Raw genomic sequence first — 11,778 nt, forward strand, 5'->3', positions numbered from 1 at the left:
CCCTAATTTCCTCTTGTGCGGCGCGTGTGGGTGATTGGTATCTCCAATCGCTCCGCCATCCTGACAAGATCGGCCAACGACGCCGCTCCCATTTTTTGCATCACGTTCCGTCGGTGAACTTGCAACGTGACCTCGCTGATTCCCAATTCTGATGCGGCTTGCTTGTTGAGTAGGCCACTGATCACCAACGGCAGCACCTCGCGTTCCCTGGGGGTGAGATCGAGATATCTTTGCCTCAGCTGGTGGAGATCGGTTCGTTCCGTCCGTCTCTTCCTGTCTTCCGACACGGCTGCGTAGACTGCGCCCATGAGTTCGGCATCGCTAAAGGGCTTGGTCAGAAAATCGACCGCTCCATGCTTGATCGCGCGTACCGTCGATGGAATGTCCGCGTGTCCCGTGATGAAAACAATCGGGGGATGGTCCACCTCGGCGATCTGACGCTGTAGGTCCAGTCCATTGATATCAGGAAGTTCGACATCGAGAATGAGACAAGCCGGGATATCGGGCTTCTCCGCATTGACATACCCGCCAGCCGAGCCGAACGCCATAGCGCGTATGCCATGAGATTCGAGAAGCTCTTCCAGCGCTTCTCGAATACGCTCGTCGTCGTCCACGATGAATACAATGTGCTCATCTTCGGTCATTGCATCGCTTTCGTTGAGATCGGCAACGTAAAGACGAACTTCGCACCCTCTGGTTCAGTGTTTTCCGCCCAGAGCCGTCCGCCATGTGACTCGACGATCGAGCGGCAAATGGCGAGTCCCATGCCCATTCCATGCTCCTTTGTTGTGAAAAATGGCTCAAATATTCTGTCTGGAAACTGAATGCCTGGTCCGCGGTCGCAAACTTCAGTCTGAACCTCATTGCCCATCCGTAGGGCGCGTATTTCAACAGTTTTGTCCTTCTCGTTTGAATGCATCGCGTCCATCCCGTTGCGGATCAGATTGATCAGAACTTGCTGAACCTGTACGGGATCCAAGTAGACCTGTGGGAGGTGGCGTTCGACGTCAATGTCAATTCGAACGCGATTGCGCACCGCTTCTTCGACCATGAGGTCGCGCGCTTCTTCGATCACGCCTGTTAGAGATGTGACGATCCTTGTCTCCGCTGACTGACTGAATAAGGCTCGCACACGGCTCACCACGTCAGCAGCTGAGTTCGCATCACGAATGATGCGCTCGGCAACCAGCTTTGCCCGGTCGACATTCGGTGGATCTCCGGATAGCCAACGATGGCAGGCGTGGGAGTTGGCGACGATAGCAGCCAACGGCTGATTTACCTCATGGGCGATAGAGGCCGAGAGCTCAGCAAGGCTCGCTGCCTGTGAAGCGACCGCCAGTCTTTCTTGTGTCTGACGCAATTCTTCCTGAGTACGCACGTCGGCATCAATGTCGAAACTGACGCCGTACCACTGCAAGATCGTTCCATCTGCATCACGCAAGGGCTCGGCGCGCCCGTTGATCCAGCGGTAGGCACCATCGGCCCTGCGCTGCCGATATTTCATTGTGAAAGTCTCGCCCGTCGTGAATGAATGCATGAGGGCACGGCCGACGGAGGGTGCATCGTTTGGATGGACCGAATTCTGGATGGCCATCTGTAAGCGACTTGTCTCGGGAGAACTTAGGTCCGTCAGTTCAAGGCCGACATAATCCGCCAGACGTTTGTTAAGATAGGACGGTTCGCCATCGGCAGCTGCGGCCCAGATTTGTATCGGAAGAGCATCCACGAGCTGTCTCAGTTGCAGCTCGCTTTCCCGGAGTGCTTCCTGCGCCCGCATTTCATCTTCGATGTCGATCGAAACCTGATACCATTGCACGATCGCGCCAGAGGTATCACGCAGAGGCTGTGCACGCGCCTCGATCCAAGGATAGGAACCATCTTTGGAGCGCCGCCGAAAGCGATTAACGAAAGGCGTTCCTGTCGCAAAGCCATTAAGCGCTCTCTGAAGCATGACTTGAAGGTCATCCGGGTGGGTCAGGTGTCGGGCAAGAGCCTCGAAATCCTTTACATGATCGGGCGGTACTCCGACGCTATCAAGATAGCGCTTGCTAGTGGAGGTGAGCTTGCCAGCGGGATCGTAACTAAGGATGTTGATGGGCACAGCGTCAATCATCTGCTCCAGCTGCTGCTTGCTGTTGCGTAGGGCCTGCTCATTCTGCAGCTGATCATCGATGTCGTGGCACAGACCGTACCACTGAACGATACTTCCGTCCGGATCGCGTAAGGCTTCCGCGCTCGCCGCCATCCACCGAAACGTCCCGTCAGTTCTGCGCATCCGCCATTTCATCGAAAGCAGTTCGCCGGTAACCAATGACCTTTCCACCGCGTCGGCAACCGCAACTGCGTCATTTGGATGGATCGCGCCTTGTATGAATGCGTCAAGGCGGTTCATGCCAGGCATATCAAGATCCGCCACGTCCAGGCCCAGGAAATCGACAAGTCTCCTGTTAAAGAATACAGGAATGCCTTCGGGTGAGATCCGCCAGAGGTAACTCGGAACCATGTCTACGAGGAGTGAAAGCTCGTGTTCCCGGCTGCGGAGCGCCGCTTCTGCCCGTTTATGTTCGGTCAAATCCAGGATATAGGCGACACCTTGCCGGGATTGACCCTCAAAGCACGCGGCGCCGATAAGGACGGGCACGCGGCTGCCATCCTTCCTGAAATATTCTTTCTCTCGGGCTTGCATCTTGCCTGTGGCAGCAAGTTCGTCGGCCTCTTCGCGGGCGTGCACGTCCTGCCAGTCTGCGGGCGTCATGTCGAACCATCGAAGGCCAGCGTCGACATCCGCCCGATCGTACTGAACCATGCGCAAAAAGGCATCGTTGGCATCAATCAGCGTACCGTCCAGATCCCATATGACGATCCCGATAATATCTGAATCTATTAGTCTTCGAATTCGCGCCTCGCGCTCGGCAATGTCGCTATAAAGGCGCGTCTGTTCGTCTATATCGTGCGAAAGACCATACCACTGTACAATGTGACCTTTCTCGTCGCGCATTGGCTCGGCGCGTCCCGACATCCAGCGATAGACGCCGTCGGCGCGACGAAGCCGGTAGTTCATGGCAAAGTGTTCGCCGGTGGCAAGGCTGCATCGCAGTGCTTCCGCCCGCGAAGGGGCGTCTTCAGGATGGACAGCCGCCTCGAAGATCGCCGACATCTGGTCGATACCGAGCCCGCCCGCGTCAACCGGGTCGATGCCCAGAAAATCCATCATCCGTTTGTTGAAGAAGGTGGGTTGACCATGGGCATCAAGCCTCCAAAGAAGGCTTGGCACCATGTCAACGAGTTGCGAGAGCTCGCGCTCTCTGCCGCGCAATGCCTCCTGAGCCGTGACCATCTCATGAATGTCGACACTGACAGCGTACCACGCAAGAATAGCGCCCTTGTCGTCGTGGAGTGGTTCAGCACGTGTCTCAGTCCAGCGATAGGAACCATCTCGCCGGATGTGGCGATACTGGACGAAATAAGGCATACCCGTTTCAAATGCGCGGGTTCGCACCTGCGCCCTAATCAACACATCATCTGGATGGATGACGTTCAGTGGAAACGCCGCCGTGCCGCCATTAGCGGTAAAATTGTCGAGGCTGGCTCCGGTTGTATCGGTGTATCGCTTGTTCAGGTATGTTGGCGTTCCGTCGGGTTTTGCAGTCCAGATCATGGCCGGCACCGCATCGATGAGTGTCTGGAGCTCCCGTTCGCGTAGCCGTAGCGCTTCTTGGGCGCGTACTTCGTCATCGATGTCGATTGAGATGGCAAACCATTGTATAATTGTTCCGTCCTCGTCGCGCAGAGGTTCTGCTCGACCGTCTACCCAGCGATATTCGCCATCTGCTCGACGCATTCTGTACTTCAGGGAATAGGGTTCTCCTGTCGCGATCGCATGCTTCACCGCTTGCAAGAGGTCAGGTGCATCATCGGTGTGCACGAGGGTTTCTATGTTGGTTGCCAGCTGGCTTGCACCCGGTTTCTTAAGCTGTTCCAAGTCTAGTCCGAAAAAGTCGATCAGGCGTCTGTTGAAAAACGTTGGCTCGCCCTGTGGCGTGAGACGCCTGATGTGAACTGGAACCATATTGACGATCTGCTCGAGTTCTCTTTCTCGATCGCGTAAGGCTTCGACGCTTTGGCGGAGCGTGCGAAGGGCTGCTTGGTGCTGATGGGATATGGCAGCTACGATGAGCGCTGAAAACGCCGAGATAGCAAGGAAGAGCTGCAGCATAATCTGCCTGTGGCGCTGTGTTTCGGCATCGCCCACGAATGGACTTGCGCCTGCTATCGTGAAGATCGCGGTTATGAGTGCGAGAAGAGCAAGCGACACAACCGCGCCCTTGAATTCGAAACGCACAGCTGCCCAGAGAAGTGGTGGCATGACGATGTAGGCAAATGGCAGGTAGCCACCCAGTGAGAGCGCAGCGACGATAAGGAAGACAAGCCCGAGAAGCGCCGCCTCTGCCCACCTTGCCTTGGAAAGCTCGGCCTTGCGATGCCAGCTCTGGAATACGGTCAATGCGAGCGGGGCTACAATGAGTACTCCAGTAGCATCCCCAATCCACCATAGCGGCCAGGCTCCGACAAACGTTTGCGACAATATGCCGAACCAGGCAAGCGAAGCACTGCCGACGGTCGCGCTGATGAGGGGCCCAATACCCGCGCACACGACAATGAAAACGAGCACTTCTTCCAAGGTTTCAAGTCGTACGGGATGTCTTGAAGCCCGGCTCAAGAGCCAGGCGCCAACCGTGGCTCCCAACGCGTTGCCAACGTAAATGAGAACGGCTGCGGCCAAGGGACTTTGAAACCACATTAAATTGCTGACCAGCTCCGCCAAGCAGCCGGCCAAAACCCACCAAGGCCACGTCCGGGGATGGGCAACGATGAGCGTTGCAATGAAAAGTCCGCCCGGAGGCCAGATGGAAATGCCTGTTCCCGGTACAATTGCAAGGGCTTGGGCAAAGCCGCAGCCTATAATGTAGGCTACACAGAACAAGCAAAGATGCAGGAGTTTGGGGCGGTACGACCAGACAAGCGTCATAGGTTGCTCCTACGGCATCAAAGGGTTCGGATCGCCTGCCTTTCATGTCGGGAAAATCTCAACGCAACGCCGGCAAGCCCACACCACACCGTAGTCATCTGACCGCGTGACTGCAACTTATGGAAATCCATGTATTGGTACCCGGGTGCCGGGTTGCCGCACCGGAAAATCGAGGACGGTCAACGAGCGCGATATGCGGGCGAAACTTGTCGCCAGCATCGGCTACCACGTCGTCTCGCCCAATCCCCAGTCATGCTTGTGTTCAGGAGGCCCGGTCAATTCATCGGCGACAAGTGGCGAGCAAAAGTGGAACTGCCGAGAAGTCCGGCTGCCTTCACTTATTCGCCGCAAACCACGGCTAGCTCGCCGTTGGGAACTAACAGGGTGGATGAAATGATGTTTCCGCTTGCTCCAACATAAGGCCGGTGGGGGGCGCAGACAGAACCGGTGCATGCGCATCGCGATCATCCTACATCCAATTATTCGTCGAACGGAGCTGCTTCCAAGAGGTCGACCGATGAGCTCGGCGCCTTATAGCCGGGCACCAGGCGTTCCCCGAAATCCCGCACGAAATTGTCATAAGTTGTTTCGGGGTGTGTTGCGGCGATATGGCAAAAGCACATACTCATTTGACGCTTCATGCCCAGGCGGGGAAACGCTGAGACAATTGTCTGTATCTCCGTTAGGGGAACGAAGCTGTATTGCAGGCCGACAACGTCAAGGCAGATACCCGCGGTACACAGAGCTACTTCCGCCTCTTTGTATAGACCAATCGATGGCGTCGCGTTGAGAGCGACGCAATCCCATATTTGCTGGGTGCGCTGTTTACCAACCCCGGCACCTGCTGCAAAATCACGCGCCAGATCGGCTGCCTCCACTTCAAAGCGGCGGGGTCCTGCGAACTCCTCGTTCAATGTGATGTCGTGCAGAAGGGTCCCAACGGCCAGTACCTCCGCGTCGTAGTCCAGATCCTGAAGCTGACCGATCCGTTCCGCAAACAGCCAGGAGCGGACAACGTGATTGAAAAGATAGGGTGCACAGGCCTCGCGAGCATAGTCCAGCGCACGCTCGATAAGCGGCGTCTCGGGCACAGAAATTCCGGCAAGGGCTCGCGTCGCTCTGGTTGTGTTCATTGGATTGGCCTGTGGGTCGGTGATACGGGAATGGACATCTAAAGTTGGGTGGGCCGGCTGCACATTGCCCATGGACTATTGCAGCCGGCTTCGTCTCACTTGTCGTCAATCGTTATGTTCTGCTCGTCGCTGTCGACAACGAAGATAGCAAGCAGGCGCGCAGGCTTGGTCTTACTCGCGTTTTCGCTGACAGCATGATGGTCGCCGGGAAACTCCGAGAAGCTTTCGCCAGCGCGATAGCTTGTGACGGGACCATCATTGACCTTGCTACGGATCGCTCCTTCAAGAACCGTCGCATAGATAAAGGCCGAGTCCGGGTGCGTGTGGGCCGGTGATGTTCCGCCGGGCGCATACTCCACCAGCACGCCCTTCATGCTTTTGCCCGGTACATTGGGAAGTTTCTGGTCATATACGATGGTGACTTTCGAGCCCCCGTTTGAAGCGTCGTGCGCGACAGCCGCGCCGGCGAGCGCTGCTGCAAGCAGGTTTGCTACGACAATAGTTCGAAACATCTGGTTCTCCTGTTGTGATCTGGCGAACGGGGGCAGCTCCACTGTCGGCTCTGCCCCAAGCGAAGTGTTAGGTTCTCGGCTGGTAGTGGTTGAGCCAGTCTGCGAATGTGACGCGACCGAGCCGCGCATTGCCCGCCGGAACGAGTGAGCCATCAAGGAGCTCCGTGCCGAAATAGCGAGCATGCGGATCTGCGACAACCTGACGTGGGTCGTTGGTCGATTTCATGAACCGCGCCGCAACTTCGCTCAGCCGGAATTTTTCCGGACCGGCAATTTCGATAGTGCCATTCACCGGTGTGCCAAGCGCGACCTCAGCCATGGTATCAGCGACGTCATCAGACGAAATCGGCTGCACATAGGCAGAGGAAAGATGGACGGTCTGATCAACTGTGCCTGACTGAACGATGCCGGGGATGAACTCAAGAAACTGGGTCGAATGCACGATCGTATAGGGTAGTCCGGAAGACTTGATCAGTTCCTCCTGAGCGAGTTTTGCCCGCATGTAACCGCTGCCGGGAAGTCGTTCGACGCCCACGATAGACAGCGCGATGTGATGTTCCACACCCGCAGCAGCGCCAGCCTTGAGGAGGTTGTGTCCCGCCGTCTGAAAGAATTCCATCACCGCGTCGTCCGCGAAAGAGGGCGAATTGGCCAGGTCGATAACTACCTTTGCACCCGCCAGCGCTTCGGCAACGCCCTTGCCCGTCAGCGTATCGACACCTGAATTCGGGGAGGCAGCGAGGACATCATGGCCCTTTGAAAGCAGTCTTTCCACGGTTTTCGAGCCGATAAGACCGGTACCACCAATAACAACAATTTTCATTTCTTCTCTCCTTTGCATGCGACATTCGTTTGAAAAGCAGCTCGCGGCCCGTCCGGACGTTCGCCGATGCCACAACAATGGGGCTGATTGTCACTGAGAGCCATTCTGCCGGGGGCGCGGTTCACCTGTCCCGAAGGATAGGTATTAGTGTGCCGAAGGATGGGAGGCCCAGCGGTGTTGGGCCGGATGCTCTGAATTTCGCGATAGGAAAGTGCACTGCGCGACCAGATGGATGAGCCCGCATAAGCTCGTAGCGCTTTCAATCGGGATCGCGATGATCAATGCCTGGAACCGGTTGGCAATCGGCTTTCGGCTGCAGCACCCCGCCGATCATAGGGCCAGCTGATATTCGGTAACGCAGGGCGAGTGTCGTCGCCCGGCGTTGCTTCGGGTCAGGGAAGAGATCAGATGCCGACGTTGCGAGGCCCGGCCATGGGCGTGCAGATTTCTGTTTCGTTAGACGAGCGAAATGGGCTCGCAGCGTCGCTCTCAATACCAAAGCAGTGCTCTGGTTTACCTACGCAGAGGTCATCCTATCCCTCGGCGTAGCTCGACCCCCTCCCAGCGCAGTCGTAATTTCCGGGTGTCGTTCGAGACCCCTCGATCACGCAGAGCAGGAGCACATCCTGCCTAGAAACAAAAATGAAACCTCAACCAATAATCAGCAGGAGGCTAGCATGAATTTAAACACGACTGTTCCAACACATGAGAAAACAAGACGCGAAGAGCTGGTGCCCTCGCGATACGCTGTGCGGATTGGCGAGATCGACGTACTTGTCATCAGCGACGGCGTATTGCCACTTCCAACAGCGATGCTCGGACACAATGCCGATCCTGGTGTGCGAGCCGCCTGGCTAGATGACATGTTTCTGCCGACCGACGCGTTCGATTGGTCACTGAATGTGGTTCTAGTGCGCAGTGGCGATCAGACTGTCCTCATTGATGCTGGTTTGGGCCTGGATCCGGATCTTAATCTTCCGCGCGCCGGGCAAGTCGTCCAGCGATTGGATGCCGCTGGCATCGACCTTGCAATGGTAACTGATGTCGTGCTGACCCATATGCACATGGACCACATCGGGGGATTGCTTGTTGATGGCGTAAAGGAACGCTTGCGTTCAGATTTGCGCATCCATGTGGCTGCTGCGGAGGTCAAATTCTGGGAGGATCCGGATTTCACTCACGTGTCCATGCCTCCCGGATTTCCGGATGCGCTTCGGGCAACGGCTAAGCACTTCGCCCAAGAGTATCGCGACTATTTGCGTCTCTTCGAGGATGAATGCGAAGTGGCACCGGGCGTCGTGGTGCGTCGTACTGGTGGCCACACACCGGGCCACAGCATTGTTCGAATGGCCTCCGGTGGCGACAGGCTCACCTTCGCGGGAGACGCCGTCTTCGCCGTTGGCTTCGACCATCCCGACTGGTTCAATGGTTTCGAGCATGACCCCGAAGAGGCCGCGCGGGTTAGGATCCGGCTCTTGCGCGAGCTGGCGGAAACCGGCGAACAGCTCGTGGCAACTCATCTGCCATTCCCCTCAGTTGGCCGAGTTGCAATCGATGGAGAAGCGTTCCGCTGGGTGCCTGTATTCTGGGATTATTGATCACCTCTCAGGCAGTATGGCGGCGCAATTGCCGCCATACGTTCACACAAAACGCATGTGTTTCCCATTCATTCACCGGGACATTCCATGTCTGGCAAATCCATCCTCGTAGTCGCAGTTCTAGCCACCACTGCGGCCTTCTCGCCGAAGGCAGACGCACAACAGAGGTCGGAACAGGCCAAAATTGAAACTGAACCGCCGACCATCGCGCTACCCCTTATTCTCGATTGGCAGGAGGCGGTTCATTCCAACGCCCATCGGCTGCTCGTCGCCCTCCCGAGAGTGCCCAGTGCGCTGTCCGTAGCCATCGTCCGCGTCGAAAGCGAAGCTGCAAAAGCCGGCATTTGGCCTGTTGGTGTGATACGCATGTTCGTCTCGCTCGTCGGCATCGCAATGGAGTGGAGTGCTAGGTCCCTCCAGCACCGAGCCTGGCGCGAGCATCAGTCTGCCAAGCATGGCGTGATGGAACTCCTGCCACTCATGTCCTTCACACTTGTCAGCGGGATTGTGTATATCGTCCCGGATTGGCCACCCCTGACGGGCGCTGTCCTGTTCATCTATGGACTCGGCGCGATCGGATTTCGGCTGGCCTGGGCCATTTGCGCGATGGCTTTTACATCGGGCGCTCTCACCAATTTCATGTTCAGACGATCAATGCTGTTTGTAGCAATTTTCATCTTCGCACTTACTACGAATGCTTGCGGGACCACGCTATCGGTGGACCCTGATTCCATGCGCTGCGTGTCAGTGATGTTTTCCATTCTGCTTCTAGTCGTCTCTTCGGAAGCCGTGTGGCGCCACCGTGTAACTTCGGGCAAGCATGTTTTGCGCCGCAAAATCCTGCGAACCGTGGGCCTGTTAGCCTTATGGTTTTGTTGGTTCGCAGGGTTGCATATCGTTTTTTGGCTTGGCATCTACGCGATTGCTTTTCCAATTGTTTTGCCGCTCGCCAGCCGGCTTGGGAAGACCTATGGGGAAACTCATTGGCCAAGGAGCGGGGACAGCAGCGTCGCCGCGGCTATCTCCGAGCGTGGTTTCAGAGCGATCGTCGTTTCGGTAGCGGTTCTCTGGCTCGTGGGAGTATGGCAAATCTATCCCAACGGCTCCGAGCGTCTCCACTCTCTGCTCGACATATTTATCCTCGGTCTGCTGAAGAGTTTGCTCGTTCTCCTAGCAGCCGACCTCGGCTGGAACGTTGCCCGCGTGATGATCGACCGCAAACTCTCATCCGTTCTCAGTGATGGTCATCTTTCCCGATCCGAGATCGCGCACAGGGCAAGACTGCGCACGCTCCTGCCTATCTTTCGCAACGGCCTCGCCGCGCTGGTCTTCGTTATTACCATCCTCACGGTTCTGGCTGAGATGGGAATAGAAGTGGGGCCACTGATTGCCGGTGCCGGAATTTTCGGCGTCGCAATTGGCTTTGGATCGCAGACCCTGGTCAAAGACATTATTAGTGGGATTTTCTATCTGATGGATGACGCCTTCCGCGTTGGCGAATATATCCAAAGCGGGAGCTACATGTGAACGGTGGAATCTTTCAGTCTCCGCTCCGTTCGTCTGCGACACCATCGGGGGCCAATCTTCACGGTCCCGTTCGGCGAACTCGGGGCAGTACAGAACATGAGTCGCGACTGGGCGATCGACACGTTTTCCCTTCGCCTGGGCTTGGACGCCGATATCCAAAAGGCGAAGAAGCTGGCCCGAGATGTCGGTGCAATATTGCTTGAGGATCCGGAGATAGGGGCTCTCATACTTGAGCCCCTAAAATTGAAGGGTGTTGAGCAGATCGGCGACTTTGGTATCGAAGTAAGCTTCACCTTTACCGCTGTACCAGGCAACCAATCTCTAATCCGTCGCAGTGCGCAGGCAATGATCCGTGAAGTCTTTTTGGAAAACGGAGTTAGCTTCGCCCACCCGACCGTCCAGCTTGGTACCTACGGGAACGCGCAAGGTGGTCGGGGCAATAGCCTTACGCCTACCCATACACAGGAGAAGCACATTTAGAGCTTACCACGTCAGAGCAAATGTCACGCGGTTGGCTATTTGGGTAATGTTTCGAGATACACGCCAAGGCTGGACCGCGTGAGCGCCATTTCCGACTGAAGCCAATCTGGAGAGGACCACAGTCTTCATTTTGGCGAGCCGGATCTTCATGGCAAACCCGAGCCCGCCACCGCATTTTCTAAGGGTGCCCAGAAGGCAGTGAATTGGACACGGCAACCGAAAGTGGAGAAATATAGAGAAAACATCCCAATAATCATAACAAGACGGATCAATCTAGCAGAAATGATCCTCATTGATGTCTTTTAGGTTCGTCGCGCCTGACGGAGTGGCCCAAGCCAGTGGTGGACAAAATTGGGTGGGTGAACGCAAGTTTGCCATCACCTTCGCAACGGAACGTTTATCCAGCGATTATCGAGTTCATTGATACTCACATGTGGGTGACGACACCGGCCATAGATGCCTGTGCGGATTGAAGCGATCCGATCAAGCGGTGACGTAGCTCGGTCCTTGCTCGTGCACCAGCTTGCTTCGAGTTCCCGTCGACCATCCCGAGCGGCGGCATGGTGGTTGCCTAGGACGTGGACTCGCAAACTGAATTGATCCAAATTCGTGTCGCAACGAGTTTCAGTGCAGCAAGGTAATTGTCAGGGCGGCGGTCGTAGCGCGTGGCCAGGCC

General features: G+C 56.3%; 8 protein-coding genes and 1 pseudogene. 4 read left to right on the forward strand and 5 right to left on the reverse strand.

All coding sequences use genetic code 11. The annotated features are described in order from the left end of the window. Nucleotides 1–2 precede the first annotated feature (2 nt). The 5 genes from QTL96_RS28940 to QTL96_RS28960 form a co-directional block, all read right to left on the reverse strand. Nucleotides 3–644, reverse strand: coding sequence for a response regulator (locus QTL96_RS28940; RefSeq protein WP_289730154.1), 642 nt, complete (start codon nt 642–644; stop codon nt 3–5). Next, a complete protein-coding gene (locus tag QTL96_RS28945; RefSeq protein WP_289730155.1) occupies nt 641–5,029 on the reverse strand; it encodes a PAS domain-containing protein in 4,389 nt (1,462 codons plus the stop codon). The genes QTL96_RS28940 and QTL96_RS28945 overlap by 4 nt, the downstream gene beginning before the upstream one ends. A gap of 479 nt (nt 5,030–5,508) precedes the next feature. Next, nucleotides 5,509–6,234 (reverse strand): hypothetical protein, encoded by a 726-nt coding sequence (locus QTL96_RS28950; protein ID WP_354669155.1) that lies wholly within the window; start codon nt 6,232–6,234, stop codon nt 5,509–5,511. A gap of 23 nt (nt 6,235–6,257) precedes the next feature. Further along, complete coding sequence (locus QTL96_RS28955; RefSeq protein WP_113197072.1) at nt 6,258–6,674, reverse strand: cupin domain-containing protein; 417 nt, start codon at nt 6,672–6,674, stop codon at nt 6,258–6,260. A gap of 67 nt (nt 6,675–6,741) precedes the next feature. Beyond that, complete coding sequence (locus QTL96_RS28960; protein WP_289730156.1) at nt 6,742–7,497, reverse strand: SDR family oxidoreductase; 756 nt, start codon at nt 7,495–7,497, stop codon at nt 6,742–6,744. A gap of 244 nt (nt 7,498–7,741) precedes the next feature. Between QTL96_RS28960 and QTL96_RS28965 the strand changes: the two are divergent. The 4 genes and pseudogenes from QTL96_RS28965 to QTL96_RS31355 form a co-directional block, all read left to right on the forward strand. Then, nucleotides 7,742–7,843, forward strand: a pseudogene (locus QTL96_RS28965) (carboxymuconolactone decarboxylase family protein); the annotation flags it as partial. 331 nt (nt 7,844–8,174) lie between these two features. Then, the gene (locus tag QTL96_RS28970; RefSeq protein WP_113197074.1) at nt 8,175–9,095 is read left to right on the forward strand and encodes an MBL fold metallo-hydrolase; all 921 of its coding nucleotides are present in this window, start codon (nt 8,175–8,177) and stop codon (nt 9,093–9,095) included. Nucleotides 9,096–9,182: 87 nt separating this feature from the next. Then, nucleotides 9,183–10,622: a mechanosensitive ion channel domain-containing protein gene (locus tag QTL96_RS31350; RefSeq protein ID WP_354669156.1), complete on the forward strand. Its 1,440-nt coding sequence runs from the start codon at nt 9,183–9,185 to the stop codon at nt 10,620–10,622. 96 nt (nt 10,623–10,718) lie between these two features. Beyond that, nucleotides 10,719–11,102 carry a hypothetical protein gene (locus QTL96_RS31355; RefSeq protein WP_354669157.1) on the forward strand — a complete coding sequence of 128 codons (384 nt, stop codon included), beginning with the start codon at nt 10,719–10,721 and terminating at the stop codon, nt 11,100–11,102. Nucleotides 11,103–11,778 lie beyond the last annotated feature (676 nt).

The organism is Rhizobium sp. S163 (assembly GCF_030380805.1).
GTDB lineage: Bacteria > Pseudomonadota > Alphaproteobacteria > Rhizobiales > Rhizobiaceae > Rhizobium.